At 72.0% G+C, this 16939-nt stretch carries 15 protein-coding genes; 8 read left to right on the forward strand and 7 right to left on the reverse strand.

What is annotated here, in order from left to right; translation table 11 throughout:
- Window positions 1-10: 10 nt before the first annotated feature.
- Window positions 11-1066: a LacI family DNA-binding transcriptional regulator gene (locus ACZ7L7_RS05460; protein ID WP_285510909.1), complete on the reverse strand. Its 1056-nt coding sequence runs from the start codon at window positions 1064-1066 to the stop codon at window positions 11-13.
- A gap of 335 nt (window positions 1067-1401) precedes the next feature.
- Between ACZ7L7_RS05460 and ACZ7L7_RS05465 the strand changes: the two genes are divergently transcribed.
- The 4 genes from ACZ7L7_RS05465 to ACZ7L7_RS05480 all read left to right on the forward strand — a co-directional run bounded on the left by ACZ7L7_RS05465 (window position 1402) and on the right by ACZ7L7_RS05480 (window position 6176).
- Complete coding sequence (locus tag ACZ7L7_RS05465) at window positions 1402-2718, forward strand: ABC transporter substrate-binding protein (RefSeq protein WP_471591491.1); 1317 nt, start codon at window positions 1402-1404, stop codon at window positions 2716-2718.
- 5 nt (window positions 2719-2723) lie between these two features.
- Window positions 2724-3737 (forward strand): carbohydrate ABC transporter permease, encoded by a 1014-nt coding sequence (locus tag ACZ7L7_RS05470; RefSeq protein WP_285510907.1) that lies wholly within the window; start codon window positions 2724-2726, stop codon window positions 3735-3737.
- A 10-nt stretch (window positions 3738-3747) separates the two neighbouring features.
- Entirely contained in the window at window positions 3748-4644 is an 897-nt protein-coding gene (locus ACZ7L7_RS05475) for a carbohydrate ABC transporter permease (protein ID WP_285510906.1), read from the forward strand.
- Between the two features lie 98 nt (window positions 4645-4742).
- A complete protein-coding gene (locus ACZ7L7_RS05480) occupies window positions 4743-6176 on the forward strand; it encodes a GH1 family beta-glucosidase (protein ID WP_453605858.1) in 1434 nt (477 codons plus the stop codon).
- A gap of 151 nt (window positions 6177-6327) precedes the next feature.
- Here ACZ7L7_RS05480 and ACZ7L7_RS05485 read toward each other — a convergent pair whose 3' ends face one another.
- From ACZ7L7_RS05485 to ACZ7L7_RS05495, 3 genes are all read right to left on the reverse strand, one after another.
- Entirely contained in the window at window positions 6328-7785 is a 1458-nt protein-coding gene (locus ACZ7L7_RS05485; RefSeq protein ID WP_285510904.1) for a glycoside hydrolase family 18 protein, read from the reverse strand.
- Window positions 7786-7895: 110 nt separating this feature from the next.
- Window positions 7896-9296 carry a sensor histidine kinase gene (locus ACZ7L7_RS05490; protein WP_285510903.1) on the reverse strand — a complete coding sequence of 467 codons (1401 nt, stop codon included), beginning with the start codon at window positions 9294-9296 and terminating at the stop codon, window positions 7896-7898.
- Window positions 9293-10000, reverse strand: coding sequence for a response regulator transcription factor (locus ACZ7L7_RS05495; RefSeq protein WP_093721240.1), 708 nt, complete (start codon window positions 9998-10000; stop codon window positions 9293-9295). Before ACZ7L7_RS05495 ends, ACZ7L7_RS05490 begins: the two co-directional genes overlap by 4 nt.
- Window positions 10001-10110: 110 nt before the next feature.
- Between ACZ7L7_RS05495 and ACZ7L7_RS05500 the strand changes: the two genes are divergently transcribed.
- Complete coding sequence (locus tag ACZ7L7_RS05500; protein ID WP_285510901.1) at window positions 10111-10632, forward strand: hypothetical protein; 522 nt, start codon at window positions 10111-10113, stop codon at window positions 10630-10632.
- A 14-nt stretch (window positions 10633-10646) separates the two neighbouring features.
- On the opposite strand, the gene ACZ7L7_RS05505 is transcribed toward ACZ7L7_RS05500, so the two are convergent.
- Window positions 10647-11513 carry a spermidine synthase gene (locus ACZ7L7_RS05505; RefSeq protein ID WP_472074965.1) on the reverse strand — a complete coding sequence of 289 codons (867 nt, stop codon included), beginning with the start codon at window positions 11511-11513 and terminating at the stop codon, window positions 10647-10649.
- Window positions 11514-11931: 418 nt separating this feature from the next.
- Window positions 11932-12288 carry a hypothetical protein gene (locus ACZ7L7_RS05510; RefSeq protein WP_285511292.1) on the reverse strand — a complete coding sequence of 119 codons (357 nt, stop codon included), beginning with the start codon at window positions 12286-12288 and terminating at the stop codon, window positions 11932-11934.
- A gap of 297 nt (window positions 12289-12585) precedes the next feature.
- Here ACZ7L7_RS05510 and ACZ7L7_RS05515 point away from each other — a divergent pair, with 297 nt between their 5' ends.
- The gene (locus ACZ7L7_RS05515) at window positions 12586-14028 is read left to right on the forward strand and encodes a hypothetical protein (protein ID WP_285510899.1); all 1443 of its coding nucleotides are present in this window, start codon (window positions 12586-12588) and stop codon (window positions 14026-14028) included.
- Between the two features lie 8 nt (window positions 14029-14036).
- Here the strand turns inward: ACZ7L7_RS05515 and ACZ7L7_RS05520 are convergent, their stop codons facing one another.
- Window positions 14037-14633, reverse strand: a complete 597-nt coding sequence (locus ACZ7L7_RS05520; protein ID WP_453605846.1) for a histidine phosphatase family protein — start codon at window positions 14631-14633, stop codon at window positions 14037-14039.
- Between the two features lie 190 nt (window positions 14634-14823).
- On the opposite strand from ACZ7L7_RS05520, the gene ACZ7L7_RS05525 reads away from it, so the two are divergent.
- Together ACZ7L7_RS05525 and ACZ7L7_RS05530 are read left to right on the forward strand one after the other, a co-directional pair.
- A complete protein-coding gene (locus ACZ7L7_RS05525) occupies window positions 14824-15801 on the forward strand; it encodes a phosphatase PAP2 family protein (RefSeq protein ID WP_285510897.1) in 978 nt (325 codons plus the stop codon).
- Window positions 15752-16894 carry a hypothetical protein gene (locus ACZ7L7_RS05530; protein ID WP_472074967.1) on the forward strand — a complete coding sequence of 381 codons (1143 nt, stop codon included), beginning with the start codon at window positions 15752-15754 and terminating at the stop codon, window positions 16892-16894. The genes ACZ7L7_RS05525 and ACZ7L7_RS05530 overlap by 50 nt, the downstream gene beginning before the upstream one ends.
- Window positions 16895-16939: the final 45 nt, after the last annotated feature.

A 16939-nucleotide genomic window follows, 5' to 3' on the forward strand; every position in this document is an offset into this window, starting at 1 on the left:
GCCCGTCCCCTCAGGACGACTCCCGCTCCGACAGCTCGGTGGCCAGGACCACCTGCCGGCGCTCAAGCCCCCGCGACACCGCCGGGCGGCGGTCCGCGATCTCCTCCAGCAGGAGGTCGATCATGCGGCGGCCCATCTCCTCGATGGGCTGGCGGACGCTGGTCAGGGGCGGATCCATGTGGCGGGCGATGGCGGAGTCGTCGTAGCCGACGAGGGCCACGTCGTCGGGGATGCGGCGGCCCGTCTCGCGCAGCACCTGGCGGGCGCCCGCCGCCATGACGTCGGAGCCGGCGAAGACCGCGTCCAGGTCCGGGTGGCGTTCCAGCAGCGCGGCCATCGCGCGGCGGCCGCCCTCCTCGGTGAAGTCACCGGGCTCCATCATCGTCTCGTCGACCGGCAGGCCCGCGTCCGCCAGGGCCTCGCGGTAGCCGTCGGCGCGGCGCCGGGCGCCGTAGACGTCCATCCGGCCGGTAATGTGGGCTATCCGGCGGCGGCCCCGGGCGTACAGGTGCTCCACGGCCTGCCGGGCGCCGCCGTAGTTGTCGGAGTCCACCGAGGTCAGCGTCTCCGCGGCGGACCTCGGGCCGCTGATCACGGCGGGTATCTCCAGCTGGGTGAGCAGGTCGGGCAGCGGGTCGTCCGCGTGCACGGAGACCAGCAGCACCCCGTCCACGCGGTGCGCGGCGAGGTACTGCGCGAGGCGCTGCCGCTCCCGGTCGCTGCCCGCGAAGATCAGCAGCAACTGCATCTCGGTCTCGGAGAGTTGCGCCCCGACGCCCTTGAGCATGTCGGAGAAGTACGGCTCGGCGAAGAAACGGGTCTCCGGCTCGGGGACCACGAGGGCGATCGCGTCGGTGCGGTTCGCCGCCAGGGCGCGCGCCGCGGTGTTCGGGACGTAACCGAGTTCGGCGACCGCCGCCTCCACGGCCGCCCGGGTCGCCTCGCTGACCCGCGGGGAGCCGTTGATCACCCGGGACACGGTCCCACGGCCGACCCCGGCGCGCGCGGCGACCTCCTCAAGCGTAGGCCGCCCACCACTCCGCCCCCGCGCTCCGTGGCTTGCCATGGGCTCCGCCTTTCGCCATTGTCCTGTCGCTGGCCTGGAATTTAACAGCCCCGGAAGAAGCTGTGACCGTCCGCTGAGGCAACCGACCGCACCCCCGGGCGGTACACCCGGTTCCAGTTAACGTCCCTATAACTGAACGCATCTCTCCGCTCCCGCGCCCTTGACACCCCCGCCCGGACCGACGAACCTTCAACACATCACTTGTGGGAGCGCTCCCACGGTACCTGACACATACACATCCCGCACGTTCCCCGCCCGAGCCGCAGCGAGAACTAAACGGGCCCAACAATGCAGTTGGCCGGGGGGTCGGCACGTCAGGGCAACAGGAGGACGCAATGCGAGCACGTACCCGAATCCGCCGCAAGGCGGTTGTCCTCGCGGCGGTGGCGTCGCTGGGCACCGGGCTGCTGGCCGGCTGTGCCGACGACGGCGACGACAACGGATCGTCGTCCGAGGGCGGCGGTGGCGGCAAGACCAAGATCACCCTTGGTCTGTTCGGCACCGCCGGCTTCGAGGAGTCCGGGCTGTACAAGGAGTACGAGAAGCTCCACCCGGACATCGACATCCAGCAGACCGTCGTCGAACGCAACGAGAACTACTACCCGGCGCTGCTGAACCACCTCACCACCAACAGCGGACTCCAGGACATCCAGATGGTCGAGGTCGGCAACATCGCCGAGATCGTCCAGACCCAGTCCGACAAGCTGCTCGACCTGTCGAAGTACGGCAAGGAGAGCGACTACCTGGAATGGAAGTGGGAGCAGGCCACCACCAAGGAGGGCCAGACCATCGGTCTGGGCACCGATGTCGGCCCGATGGCCATCTGCTACCGCACGGACATGTTCGAGGCCGCCGGACTGCCCACCGACCGCGAAGAGGTCGCCAAGCTGTGGGCCGGCGACTGGGAGAAGTTCGTCGACGTCGGCCGCGACTACCAGAAGAAGGCGCCCAAGGGCACCACCTTCCTGGACTCCCCCGGCGGCCTGCTCCAGGCGATCCTCAGCAGCGAGAAGGACCGCTTCTACAACGCCTCCGGCGAGGTCATCTACAAGACCAACCCGGCCGTGAAGAACGCCTTCGACCTGACCGCGGAGGCCGCCGAGGACGGGCTGGTCGGCAACCAGACGCAGTTCCAGCCGGCCTGGGACACCACCATCGCCAACAGCAAGTTCGCCGCGATGTCCTGCCCGCCGTGGATGCTCGGCTACATCAAGGGCAAGTCCAAGCCCGAGTCGGCCGGCAAGTGGGACGTCGCCCAGGCGCCGAAGTCCGGCAACTGGGGCGGCTCCTTCCTGACGGTGCCGAAGTCCGGCAAGAACGCCGAGGAGGCCGCGAAGCTCGCCGCCTGGCTGACCGCGCCGGAGCAGCAGGCCAAGCTGTTCGGCGTGCAGGGCAGCTTCCCGAGCACCCCGGCCGCGTACGAGTCGAAGGAGGTCACCGGCGCCAAGAACGACATGACCGGTGACGCCCCGATCGGCACGATCTTCGCCGAGGCCGCCGCCAACATCCCGGTCCAGTCGATCGGCCCGAAGGACCAGATCATCCAGCAGGGCCTGACCGACAATGGCGTCGTCCTGGTGACCCAGGGCAAGTCCGCCAAGGAAGCCTGGGAGAACGCCGTCAAGACCATCGACAACGCCCTGGACCAGTGACCCGCATGAGCACAGGGCACGACACCGCCGCCGCGTCCCCCGTCAAGGGGGGCGCGGCCCCGGGCCGCCCGTCCGGCGGCGGTCCGACCGAGCAGGAACTGAGGCGCCGCAAGCGGCTGTCGCGGCGCTGGCAGCGGGACGTGCGCTGGAGCCCGTACGCCTTCGTCTCGCCGTTCTTCCTGCTGTTCCTCGCCTTCGGCCTGTTCCCGCTGCTGTACACGGGGTGGGCCTCGCTGCACCAGGTGGAGCTGACCGCGCCGACCGACATGAACTGGGTCGGGATGCGCAACTACACCCGGATCTTCGACGACGAGTTCTTCTGGAACGCGGCCGAGAACACGCTGACCATCGGCATCATCTCGACCGTCCCGCAGCTGCTGATGGCCATGGGCATCGCCCACATCCTCAACTACAAGCTGCGCGCGTCGACCTTCTACCGGGTCGTGATGCTGGCCCCCTACGCCACCTCGATCGCCGCCGCCTCGCTGGTCTTCGTGCTGCTCTTCGGCCGCGACTACGGAATGATCAACTGGGCGCTGGGCGCGGTCGGCATCGACAACATCGACTGGCAGAACGACAAGTGGGCCTCCCAGCTCGCGGTGTCCACCATCGTCATATGGCGCTGGACCGGGTACAACGCGCTGATCTACCTGGCCGCGATGCAGGCGATCCCGCAGGACCTGTACGAGTCGGCGGCGCTGGACGGCGCCAACCGCTGGAAGCAGTTCTTCCACGTCACCCTTCCCTCGCTGCGTCCGACGATCCTGTTCACGGTCGTCGTGTCGACCATCGGCGCCTCCCAGCTGTTCGGTGAGCCGCTGCTGTTCGACGCGAACAAGGGCGCCTCCGGCGGATCGCAGCACCAGTTCCAGACGCTCGGCCTGTACCTGTACGAGCAGGGCTGGGTCAACCAGCACCTGGGCCGCGCCTCCGCCATCGCCTGGACGATGTTCCTGATCCTCATCGTGATCGGGATCGTCAACTACGTCATCTCGCGCCGGCTGCGCGCCAGTAGTTAGGAGACCGGCCGTGACGACGACCCTGACGAAACAGCCCGATACCAAGTCCAAGCGCTCCCGGCGCCCCAAGGCGGCCCGCGCGGGCGGCACCCTGCACGCGGGACCGATCGCCTACGTGGTGCTCGCGCTGTTCACCATCGGCTCACTGTTCCCGCTGGTGTGGACGGCGATCGCCGCCTCCCGGGACAACCAGCGCCTGGCCGAGACGCCGCCGCCGTTCTGGTTCGGCTCGAACCTCTTCGACAACCTCGATCTGGCCTGGAACGACGCCAACTTGGGCGAGGCGTTCATCAACACCACGTTCGTGGCCGGTGTGTCGGCGCTGACCATCGTGTTCCTGTCGACGATCGCCGGGTTCGCCTTCGCCAAACTGCGCTTCAAGGGCCGCAACGCGATGATGCTGATCGTGATCGGCACGATGATGGTGCCGCCGCAGCTGAGTGTGATCCCGCTGTACATGATGGTCGCCAAGCTCGACTGGTCCGACCAGCTCCAGGCGGTGATCCTGCCCTCGCTGGTGAGCGCGTTCGGCGTGTTCTTCATGCGCCAGTACCTGCTCCAGGCGCTGCCCGACGAGATCATCGAGGCCGCGCGGGTGGACGGCGCGAGCAGCTGGCGGGTGATCTGGCACGTGGTGTTCCCGGCGGCCCGTCCCGCGATGGCGGTCCTGGGCATGCTGATGTTCGTGCAGACCTGGAACGACTTCCTCTGGCCGTTCCTCGTGCTCACCCAGAACGGCAACCCGACCGTGCAGGTGGCGGTCGCCGGCCTCGGCCGCGGCTACACCCCGGACCAGTCCCTGATCATGGCGGGCGCGCTGCTGGGCACGCTGCCGCTGCTGATCGTGTTCGCGATCTTCGGCAAGCAGATCGTGGGCGGCATCATGCAGGGCGCGGTCAAGGGCTGACGCCCGCGGGGCCGGGTCAGCGCCGCTCCGGCCCCTCATCCCCCTTTTTCCTTCCCCCTTGTCCGTCGGCCCGACCGACCTCCTATGGGAGCGCTTCCATGCCTGATTCGCAGCCGGTGACCCCGGTGACCTTTCCTCCCTCCTTCCTCTGGGGCGCGGCGACCTCCGCGTACCAGATCGAGGGCGCGGTGCGGGAGGACGGCCGTACCCCGTCGATCTGGGACACCTTCAGCCACACGCCGGGCAGGACAGCCGGTGGTGACCACGGCGACATCGCTGTCGACCACTACCACCGCTTCCGTGACGACGTGGCGCTCATGGCCGACCTGGGCCTGACCGCGTACCGCTTCTCCATTTCCTGGTCGCGGGTGCAGCCCACCGGCCGCGGCCCCGCTGTCCAGCGGGGTCTGGACTTCTACCGCAATCTGGTGGACGAGCTGCTGGCGCACGGCATCAAGCCCGCGGTCACGCTCTACCACTGGGACCTGCCGCAGGAGCTGGAGGACGCGGGCGGCTGGCCGGAGCGGGACACCGCCTACCGGTTCGCGGAGTACGCGCAGATCGTCGGCGAGGCCCTCGGCGACCGGGTGGAGCAGTGGATCACCCTCAACGAGCCCTGGTGCAGCGCCTTCCTGGGCTATGCCTCCGGCGTGCACGCGCCGGGCCGCACCGACCCGGTGGCCGCGCTGCGGGCGGCCCACCACCTCAACCTGGCGCACGGGCTCGGCGCGAAGGCGCTGCGCTCGGTGATGCCGGCCCGCAACCAGGTCGCGGTGAGCCTGAACTCCTCGGTGGTCCGGGCGGTTTCCGACGACCCGGCGGACCTGGCGGCCCGGCAGCGCATCGACGACCTGGCCAACGGCATCTTCCACGGCCCGATGCTGCACGGCGCCTACCCGCAGTCCCTGCTGACGGACACCGCGCCGCTGACGGACTGGGGTTTTGTGCAGGACGGCGATCTGGCCCTGGCGAAGCAGCCGTTGGACGCGCTCGGCCTCAACTACTACACGCCGACGCTGGTGGCGTCCGCCGCCTCCGCCCCGGCGGGCCCGCGCGCCGACGGTCACGGCGAGAGCGCGCACTCCCCCTGGCCGGGCGCGGACGACATCGCCTTCCTGCAGACGCCGGGTGAGCGCACCGAGATGGGCTGGACGATCGACCCGTCCGGTCTGCACGAGCTGATCATGCGGTACACGCGTGAGGTCCCGGGCCTGCCGATCTACATCACCGAGAACGGCGCGGCCTACGACGACAAGCCCGACCCGGACGGCAAGGTCCACGACCCGGAGCGGATCGCCTACTTGCACGGCCACCTGTCCGCGGTGCGCCGCGCCATCGAGGACGGCGCCGATGTCCGCGGCTACTACCTGTGGTCCCTGATGGACAACTTCGAGTGGGCCTACGGCTACGGCAAGCGCTTCGGCGCGGTGTACGTCGACTACGCGACGCTGGAGCGGACGCCCAAGTCCAGCGCCCTGTGGTACGGGCAGGCGGCCCGGGCGGGCGCGCTGCCGAGTGTGGAAGCGGTCTGAGGCGGTTCGCGACCGTCCGAGTCCGATCCGGACCCTCGGGGGAGGGGGAGCGGGGCGCGGCGGTCGAGGAGGGGACGTGCCGCGCCCCGGCCGGATGGGGGGAAGACCGGCCGGGGCGCGCCCCCCGTGGGCCTGGGCTGCTTGCTCGGGCCTACTTGTAGGCCGCGAACGCCTTGCTGAAGGCGTTCTTCTCCTGGTCGATGGAGCTGCAAGTGGCGTCGGCCTGGGCCTTCGGGCCGCCGGGGCAGGCCTTGTCGCGGGTGCCGGACCACATCGACAGCCAGCCGAGGCCCTTGGACTTGGCGAAGTTCACCAGCTGGGTGGCGTCCTCGACCTTGAAGACCTCGGTCACCACGTCGTTGACGCCGATCATCGGGGTGACCGCGACGGTCTTCCAGGCGGCGCTCTCGCTGAGCCCGAGAACGCCCTTGATCTGGGCCTGGGTCGCGGTGGCGGCCTGTTCGGCGTAGGTGCCCATGTCGCCGCTGTAGGCCGGGCCGTAGTCCATGGCCATGATGTTGACGGCGTTGATCTTCACGCCGTTCTTCCTGGCGTCGGCGAGCAGGTCCACGCCGGGCTGGGTCAGGCCCTCGGGCATCACCGGGAGAGTGAAGGAGACGTCCAGGTCCGGGTGCTGCTTCTGCAGCTTGGCGATGGCCTGGGCGCGGCGGGTGTTGGCCGCGGCGTCGGGGAGCGCGCCGCCCTCGACGTCGAAGTCGACCTTGGTGAGCTTGTAGGCGGTCACGACCTTCTCGTACGCCGCCGCCAGCGCGTCCGCCGAGGAGCAGGTGGTCGCCAGTTCGCTGCCGGCCGCGCCGCCGAAGGAGACGCGGACGTCGCCGCCCTTGGCGCGCAGTGTGCCGATCTGGTTCGCGACCGCGTTGCTCCCGAGGTCGCTGACCCCGCCCCACTTGGGCGTGCAGCCGCCGCCGTCGGTGATGAAGGCGAGGTTGTAGTTCTTCACGCCGGTGGCGTCGGCGGTGCCGACCAGGTCGAAGGCGGGGAAGAGGGAGGTGTCGACGTACGGGGCGAAGCCGGCGTTGGTGGGGGTGCCGCCGCCGGTGGACTCCGTGGGCTTGGGGTCGGTGGTGGTCTGCGTCGGGGTCGGCGTGGGCGTGGCGGTCGGGGTGGCCGTCGGCTTCGGGGTCTCGGTGGGGCGGCCGGTGGGCTCCGGGGTGGCGCCGCCGTCCGTGGAGCACTTGACGCCGTCGACGACACAGCCGGTCGGGTCGCCGGAGCCGTTGACGACGAAGCCGACGGTGATGGACTCCTTGGGGGCGAGGCCGTCCTTGTCCCACTTCGGCGGCTTCACGGTGACCTTCGAACCGCTCACGCTGGACTCGGCGTTCCACAGCGAGCTGAGCTTCGCGCCCGCCGGGAGGTCGAAGGTGAGGGTCCAGTCGGCCTTGGTGGAGCCGGTGTCGTTGGTGACGACGTACTGCGCGGTGTAACCGGTCTGCCAGTCGCTGGTCTTGGTGTAGACGGCGCCGACACCGGCTGCCTGCGCGGTGCCGGTGAGGGCGAGGGCGCCGCCACCGACCACGGCGGCGGCGACGAGTCCGCCTATCGCCTTGTTCCTGCCGCTGATCCTGCGCCGGTGGGTGCTCATCGCCTGCCTGCTTTCGCTGCTTGCCGTGTGGGGGATGCGGGAGCACGCTAGCGAGGCCGAATCGGGCAAAAGGCCTGATCCAGGCGGCGGTTGCGGATCTTAGGGTGCGCTTAAGGAAGGGATCGGGAGCGGTTAAAGGTCGAGACCAGTCGGCTGCCGCGGCGTCGGCGCACCCGGTGTCCGCGGCGCCGCTCGGGGGCCCGTCCGTCGAGCTGGATCCAGATCCGCACCTCGGTGCCACCGAGCACGGAGGAGCCGATGCGTACATCGCCGCCGGTGGACTCGGCGAGCCTGCGCACGATGTCCAGGCCCAGCCCGGTCGATCCGTCGGTGCCGGAGCCCCGGCCGCGGGCCATCGCCGCCTCCGGGTCGGGTATGCCGGGGCCCGCGTCGGAGACCAGCACGATCACCGCGTCGTCGCCGTTGTGCACGTCGACCGCGAAGGCGGTGCCCTCCGGGGTGTGCCGGAAGACATTGCCGAGCAGGGCGTCCAGGGCGGCGGCCAGATCGGCGCGGGCCACGGGTATGCGCACCGGCCGGTCGACGCCGGCCACCCGCACCTTGCGGCCCTCGTCCTCGGCGAGAGCCGACCAGAACGCCATCCGCTCGCGCACCACTTCGGCCGCGTCGCAACCCGCGCCCGGACCGGCCGCCTGGGTCTGCGGCTTGGCCTCGCGGGCGGTGCGGATGATGGTGTCGACCTCGCGCTCCAGCTGGGCGACGGCGGCCCGGGTCTGCTCGGCGGCCGGTCCGTCGCCGAGCGAGGCGGCGTTGAGCCGCAGCACGGTCAGCGGGGTGCGCAGCCGGTGCGACAGGTCGGCGGCCAGCTCCCTTTCGTTGGCGAGGAGTTGGACGACCTGGTCGGCCATGGAGTTGAACGCGGCGGCGGCCAGCCGCAGTTCGTTCGGCCCCTCCTCCGGCACCCGGGCGCCCAGCTTGCCCTCGCCCAGTTCGTGCGCGCCCTCGACCAGGCGCTGCGCGGGCTGCACCATCCGCACCCCGAGCCGGTCGGCGACCGCCACCGAGCCCACGATCAGGGCGATACCGACGACGGCGAGGACCGCCCAGGCCGTGGCGACGCCATTGCTGACCTCGGACTCGGGGACGTACACCTCCACGACGGCGATCTCGGCGGAGCTGACCGCGACGGGCTGGAGCAGGGTGGAGCCGCCGGAGACCTCGGTGGTGGAGGCCCGGCCCAGCTCGCGCACGGTGGCGATGTCGTCGTAGTCGGCGCGGCTGCGGCCGATGTCGACGGCGTCGGCGCCGTCGCCCGCCGGTATGTGTACGGCGATGTCCGACCCGGATCCGGCGGCGGCCACCACCCGTTCCAGCTGGTCGCGGTCGGTGGTGATGGACAGCGCGGGGGCGACGGCGGCGGCCTCCCGCTCGGCGTTGGAGAAGGCGCGGTCGCGGGCCATCTCCTTGATGACCAGGCCGAGGGGTACGGCGAAGGCGAGCACGACCATCGTGGTGACCGCCAGCGAGACCTTGACCAGGGCCCATCTCATCGCGGCGGCCCTTCCTGCGCCGGTGGTTCCAGCTTCACCCCGACCCCGCGCAGGGTGTGCAGATAGCGGGGGTTGGCGGCGGTCTCGCCGAGCTTGCGGCGCAGCCAGGACAGGTGCACGTCGATGGTCTGGTCGTCGCCGTAGGACTGCTGCCAGACCTCGGCGAGCAGTTCCTTGCGCGGGACGACGACGCCGGGTCGGCCGGCCAGGAAGGCGAGCAGGTCGAACTCGCGGCGGGTCAGGTCCAGGCGTACGCCGTCCAGTTCGGCCTGGCGGCGCAGCGGGTCGACGGTGAGGCCGCCGACGCGCAGCACCGACTCGGGGGGTGCCTCGCCGACGGTGGCCCGGGACCGGCGCAGGACGGCGGCCATGCGCGCGGACAGGTGCTCGACGGAGAACGGCTTGGTGAGGTAGTCGTCCGCGCCGGCGTTGAGCAGCCGGACGATCTCCGCCTCGTCGTCTCTGGCGGTGGCGATGATCACAGGGACGTCGGTGATTCCGCGCAGCATCTTCAGGGCCTCGGACCCGTCCAGATCGGGCAGTCCGAGGTCCAGGATGACCACGTCGAAACGGAAATGGGCGACCTCGCGCAGCGCCTCAAGGGCGGTGCCGACACTGCGCACGGTGTGCGCGGCATCGGTCAGATGCCGGATGAGGGCGGAGCGTACGAACTGGTCGTCCTCGACCACGAGCACACTTGCCATGCGCCGCACCGTACGCCATGCGGGGGACACCGGTCCGGACCTGTGGACAACTCCCCTGTTGGGGACAGCGGGGCGACACGTGTGGGGCTGGTGGTGCAGTATGGCCCGCGATGCGCAGAGGACTCGTACACGCGTTGGCTTGGTCGCTCGCCACGGGCGCGGCGGTCACGCTGTCGTGGTGGGGTGTCCACACGGTGATGGCCGGTACGGCCTACGACCCGCCGCGCGCCCTGCCCATCGCGGCGGCGGACGCCACCACGCAGGAGTCGAAGCCGGTGTCGTCGTCGACCCGGCGGGCGGCCCCGTCGTCCAAGTCCACGAAGGGCCCTTCGGCCAAGCCGTCCCCGTCGAAGACCCCGGCCCCCTCCACCACCCCCACGCGCACCCCGGACCCCTCCCCCACCGCCTCCGGCGAGGTCAAGGCCTACGACACCAAGGGCGGCCGGGCGGTCTTCGAACTGCACGACACCTACGCCACGCTGGTGTCGGCGACGCCGGGTCCTGAGTGGTCGATGCAGGTGTGGAAGACGGAGTCGTGGATCCGGGTGGAGTTCGCCAGCGGCGCGGACCGGGTGTCGGTGTTCTGCACCTGGCACGACAGCGCGCCGCGGGTGGAGATCGGGACGTACTGACGTCCGGCTGACGTCTAGCGGAAGACGGACGCCGGGGGCGCCGGGGAGGCGACGGCGGCCGCGTCCGTGACGGGGGTCGCTCCGCCCGTGAAGTCCGTGAGTGTCCTGCCGTGTTCGACGCGGCCCGGGTGCGGGTCGGAGGCGGCGCGGCGGGTCAGTTCGGCGACCGGGAGCGGGTGGTCGGCGGCGACCAGGACGGCGTTGCCGAAGCGCTTGCCGCGCAGCACGGTCGGGTCGGCGACCAGGGCCAGCTCCGCGAACCGGGCGGCGGCGGTGGCGATCTGGCCGCGCAGATGCGCCAGCGGCGGCCCGTCGGCGAGGTTGGCGGCGTACCAGCCACCGGGGCGCAGGGCCCGGCGCACCTCGTCGAGGAACTCCGTCGAGGTGAGGTGGGCCGGGGTGCGGGCCCCGCTGAAGACATCGGCGATGACGAGGTCGGCCCAGCCGTCGGGCACCTTGGCGAGCCCTTCGCGGGCGTCGGCCGAGCGCACCCGGATACGGGCGTTGCGGTCCAGGGGCAGTTCGCGCCGGACCATCTGGGCCAGGGGCCCGTCCCGCTCGACGACCTGCTGGGTGGAGCGGGGGCGGGTGGCGGCGACGTACCGGGCGAGGGTGAGGGCGCCGCCGCCGAGGTGGACGGCCTGGACGGGCTTCCCGGGCGGGGCGACGAGGTCGATGACGTGCCCGAGGCGCCGCTGGTACTCGAAGGAGAGGAAGCCGGGGTCGTCCAGGTCGACGTGCGACTGCGGGGCGCCGTCGATGAGCAGGGTCCAGGCACGGGCCCGGTCCCGGTCGGGTATCAGCTCGGCGAGTCCGCCGTCCACGGCCTCGACGACGGCGGCGGCCGCGTCCTGGCGCCGGGATTTCTTGGACTTGCCCATCAGGCCATTATGCGGAGCCCACCTCGATCACGCAGACGCGCCTGAGCACGGACGAGGGACGACGGACCCACGGCGACGAGCCCGGCACGCGCCCGCCACACCGGGCCCCGCGGCGACACACAACGGGCCCACGCCGACGAGCCCGCCACGCATCCACCACGCGGGCCCCCGCAGGCGAAGCACAGCGAGCCCACGGCGAAAAGCCCGGCACGCACCGGCGAAAAGCCCCGCACGCACCCGCCACGCAGGCCCCGCAGGCGCCTGTGCGGCACGTGCTGCCAGCCGTGGCGGTGGCACCAGAGCTGCGCGGGTCCGCGCGGGCGCCCGCGGGGCACGTACTCGCCCGGCCGCGGCGGTGACAGGAGGGATACGAGGGCGCCCGCGTGGCACCCGCCCCGCCTCGCCCGCCCGCCGGAGGTCACCGGCAGTTGTCCGCCGCCTCGATCAGCCGGGCCGCCTCCCCGAGCGCCGCGCGCAGGACCGCGGGGTCCGTCGCGAGGTCCGCCTCGCCGGGGGGCAGCAGCCAGTCGGAGCCCTCCACCGGGGGCTCGGGGGCGAGGCTCAGGCCCCGGCCGTCGGTCTCCGTGCAGGTGCTGCCGGGAACGTCCCATCCGGCGGCGGTCCCCGGCGGGACCACGAACCCGAGGGTGTCGCAGCCGTCGTCGTGCAGGACCGGTCCCACCGCGTCCCCCGCGCCCCGGCGCAGGATGTCGACCGCCTCAAGTCCCTGCCGCGTCGGCACCGTCACCAGATCGCACCGCTGACTGTTCTCCATCCCGGCCTCCACCACGGAACCCTCCTCGAACCGAGCGGGTCGGGAGTCGGGCGGCTCCCGGTCCACGTGGTTCAACGCGGCCGTCTGTCAACGGCTACGGCGCAAGTCCGCCGCAAAGGATGGCAGTTCATGGCAGATGCTGGATGAGATATCCGGTTTGTAGCCAAACACCGCGTGACGGGTCCGGTACAGCAGGTACGTTCTTGCCCGCCGGGCACCGGGGGTACGAAGCGAACAAAACGTTCAACTCACCATCGGTCCGGCATGGTTCGACGGTTCGCACGAGAGGACCCGGCCATGACGTCGTCGGAGCTGAACTCGTCCCGGCCCACCAGGCCGCCCCGACCGAATCTCGCGTTCCGGGAGTTGCGCGGTCAGCGCTCACCGGCCGAGTTCGCCGCGGCGGTACGCAGGGCCGCACGCGAGATCGGGGAGCGGGTCAGCTGTGACGCGCGCTACATCGGACGGGTCGAGGCGGGCGAGATCCGCTGCCCCAACTACGCGTACGAACGGGTGTTCCTGCACATGTTCCCCGGCCGCACGCTGACCGACCTCGGCTTCGCGCCCCGCGCGTCCGTACGCGGACGCCGGTCGCGCGAGGCGGAGGACGCGCCCGCGGGCCCGTTCGCGAGCCCCGCGCTCGCGGTCCGTGAGACGCGCGGGGCGCGCGAACCGTATGACACGCAGGACCCGTACGACACGCACGAGAGACCCGAGGAGAGCGACGTGCTGCGTCGCGCATTCATGACCGGCTCCGGTGCCACCGTGGCCGCCGCCTCGCTCAGCCCCTTCGGGCTCGCCATCGACGCGACGGCCGCGGAACGCCCCGCGCGGCGGATCGGCACCAGCGAGGTGCAGGCCCTGGAGGAGGCGGTCCGCAGAATCCGGCTGCTGGACGACCGGCACGGCGCGGACGGCCTGTACCGCCGCGCGGCCGCCCCGCTGCGCGCCGCCTACGCGCTGCTGGACGCCGGCACCACCCGGCACGCCACCGGGGAACGGCTCCACTCCGGCGCCGGTGAGCTGGCCATCTCGGTCGGCTGGCTGGCCCACGACTCGGGCCGCTTCGACGACGCCCGCTCGCACTACGCGGAGGCGCTGGCGACCGCCCGGATGGCGGGCGACCCGGCCCTGGAGGCGCACGCCTTCTGCAATACGTCGTTCCTCGCGCGGGACGCCGGCCGCCCGCGTGAGGCGGTGCGCGCCGCACAGGCCGCCCAGCGCGTCGCCCGCTCCCTGGGCTCCGACCGGCTGATGTCGCTGCTGGCGATGCGCGAGGCGGGCGGCTGGGCGGGGCTCGCCGACCGCACCGGCTGCGCCCAGGCCCTGGCACGGGCCCAGGCCCTCTACGCGCGGGGCGGCTCGGACGCCGATCCCGAGTGGATGAGCTTCTACGGCGAGGCCGAGCTGGAGGCCCTGGAGGCGCAGTGCTGGTCGACGCTGGGCGACTGGAACCGGGCGGCACGGCACGCGGGCCGGGCGGCCCACCTCCAGAACCCGCACTTCACCCGCAACATCGCCCTGTACACCGCGGAACTCGCCGACGACCTGGCGCGCGGCGGGCGCCCCGACGAGGCGGCGGTGGCCGGGATGCGGGTGCTGGACCTGCTGACCGAGGTCCAGTCGTCCCGCGTCCAGACCATGCTGGCGGGCACCGCGCGCGTACTGCTACCGCACCGGAGGGCGACGGGCGTGTCCACGTTCCTGGAGCGGCACGCGAGCCTGCCGAAGGCGGTGTGAGCGAGCTGTCAGCCCGCCAGGTGTCCCACGTCGTTCCAGTTCTCCAGCGCCGGCTCCCCGTACGCCCAGCCCAGCACCGACAGCGAGGTCGGGTTCAGGCGGATGCGGGCCGCGAAGTCCAGTGGCAGGCCCAGCCAGCGGGCGCCTATGGAGCGCAGGATGTGGCCGTGGGCGAAGACCAGGACGTCCCGGTCGGCGGAGCGCGCCCAGGCGACCACCTCGTCGGCCCGCGCGGTGACCTCGGCCAGGCTCTCGCCCTCGGGGACGCCGTCGCGCCAGATCAGCCAGCCGGGGCGCAGGTCCTGGATCTCTTCCGGGGTGAGGCCCTCGTAGGCGCCGTAGTCCCACTCCATGAGCGTGTCCCAGGAGGTGGCGCGGTCGCCGAACCCGGCGAGTTCGCACGTCTCACGCGCGCGTGCCAGCGGGCTGGTGCGCACCTCCACGCCGGGCAGCCCCTCCAGGGGAGCGCGGTGGAGGCGCTCGCCGAGCAGTTTCGCGCCCCGGCGCCCCTCCTCCAGCAGCGGCACGTCCGTCCGCCCCGTGTGCTTCCCGGCCAGTGACCACTCGGTCTGCCCGTGCCGGGCCAGCAGTATGCGCGGTGCCATGCGGTCGAGTGCCTTTCCAGGAAATTGCGAGGCGGAGCCCGTCCATCATCCCGCACCCTGGACAGGGGCAACCCGGGGGGCGATCTCAGCGTCTATCAGGGCCGGGGGCGCCCGACACGGGCGTGCACGTACAACGTAGAGTGGCCCGTCCGCGCAACCGGCGCCACGAGCAGAAGGGGGAGGCGATCGGATGCCGCACGCCGAGTCACCGGGCACTACGGCGGCACCACGAGGCCGTCTCCGCTGGTGGACCGAGCTGCCGCTGATCCTTCTGGTGTACGCGTGCTACTCCGGCGGGCGCCTGCTGGCCCGCGGCGACGTCGCCTCGGCCGTGGACCACGGCCTGACGATCCTGCGCGTCGAGAAGCTGCTCTACCTGAACGCCGAGCACCCGCTGAACCGCCTCTTCACCCGCGAGCCGTGGCTGGGCGTGCCGGCGGACTTCTGGTACGCCTCCCTGCACTACCTGGTGACCCCGCTCGTCCTGGTGTGGATCTTCAGGTCCCACGCGGTGCGCTACCGCGTGGCGCGGACCTGGCTGATGACGTCCACGTTCATCGGCCTGATCGGCTTCACCCTGCTGCCCACCTGCCCGCCCCGGCTGCTCGCCCCGACCCACGGCTTCGTGGACACGATGGCCTACTACAGCTCGTACGGCTGGTGGGGCGGCGAGGCCAGCGCCCCGAAGGGCCTGGGCGGTCTGACCAACCAGTACGCGGCCATGCCGAGCCTGCACTGCGGCTGGGCCCTGTGGTGCGGCGTCATGCTGTGGCGCTTCGGCGGCAACCGCATCACGAAGATCGCCGCGGTGATCTACCCGGTGGTGACGATCATCGTGGTCATGGGCACCGCGAACCACTACTTCCTGGACGCGGTCGCCGGCGTCGCCGTGATGGGCGCCGGACTGCTGCTCACGCCGTACGTGCTGCGCGCCGCGGACCTGGTGCGGGCCCGCTTCGACGGCCGCGGCACGCTGGTCGCGGCGCACTCCGCGCAGGGCGCCGGCGAGTCGACTCCCGCCACCAAGGCCTCAATTGTCAGTGGTGGATGCCAGACTTCCGCGGGTGAGCGATTTCCACGGCAGCGCGAGTCACGGTTCGAGCCCGGAGCCGAGCCGGGTGCCTCCCCCACGGACGCGGGGGACGGCGCTCCGGCAAAGGCTCGCTGAGCTGCGCGGTCCCGAGGTACCGGCCAAGGCGCTGGACGCCCGCGCCCTGGCCGCCCTGGCCGCCAACCCCGGGTGCAGACGGCGCGCGATCCTGGACGGCGCCGGGGTGAACAAGACGGCGCTGGCCGACGCCCTCGGCGCTCCCTCGGCCTTCGGGCAGTCGCAGTTCGCCCTCACCCGGGGCAACGCCTTCGAGGCGAAGGTCAAGGCGGACGGCGGCGCCGAACTGCTGCGGCTGGTCCACGCCAAGCTGGACCGCGCGGCCGAGCCGCCCGAGCGGGCGCACGTGCCCGACCTCACCGCGACGGGCCCCGAGGGCCGCGCGGCCCGTACGGCGCTGGCGCTGCGCGAGGCCGGGGAGGCGCCCGGCGCCTGGACGCTGCTGGACCACCCCATGCTGGCGCTCGACGTCGCGGGCTCGCCCGCGTTCCTGGAGCCGGACGCGGTGGTGGTGCACCCGGACGGCTCGTGGACGGTCGTGGAGATCAAGTCCTTCCCGATGCTGGACGGCTCCGCGGACCCGGCGAAGGTCGGCGCGGCGGCCCGGCAGGCGGCGGTGTACGTGCTGGCGCTGGAGGAGGTCGCCGCGCGCCTGGCCGAGCACGGCCCCGCCCCGCGCGTACGCCACCGGATCCTGCTGGTGTGCCCGAAGGACTTCTCCAACCAGCCCACCGCCTCCGCGGTCGACATCCGCAAGCAGCGCGCGGTCACCGCACGGCAGCTGGTCCGCCTCACCCGCATCGAGGACATCGCCGACACCCTCCCCGAGGGCACCTGCTTCGACCCGGCCCTGCCCGCCGCCGAACTGACGGCGGCCGTGGAGTCGGTCCCCGCCACGTACAGCCCCGAGTGCATGTCCGCCTGCGAACTGGCCTTCCACTGCCGCGACCGCTCCCGCGCGGCCGGCGCGGTCACCTCCCTGGGCCGGGCGGTCCGCGCCGACCTCGGCGCCCTCTCCACGGTCGAGGACGTCCTGGCGGCGGCACACGGCACGGCGGGCGACCCCACCGACCCGGCGGTGGCGGCCCTGCGCAGAGCGGCCCGGCTCCGCGCGGAAGCACTGGGCACCCGGGAGGCGCTCGCGTGTCCCTGACCACCCACACGGGGCAACCGTCCCCCGCCGATCCCATCACCCCCG

The organism is Streptomyces sp. NPDC110618 (assembly GCF_055657065.1).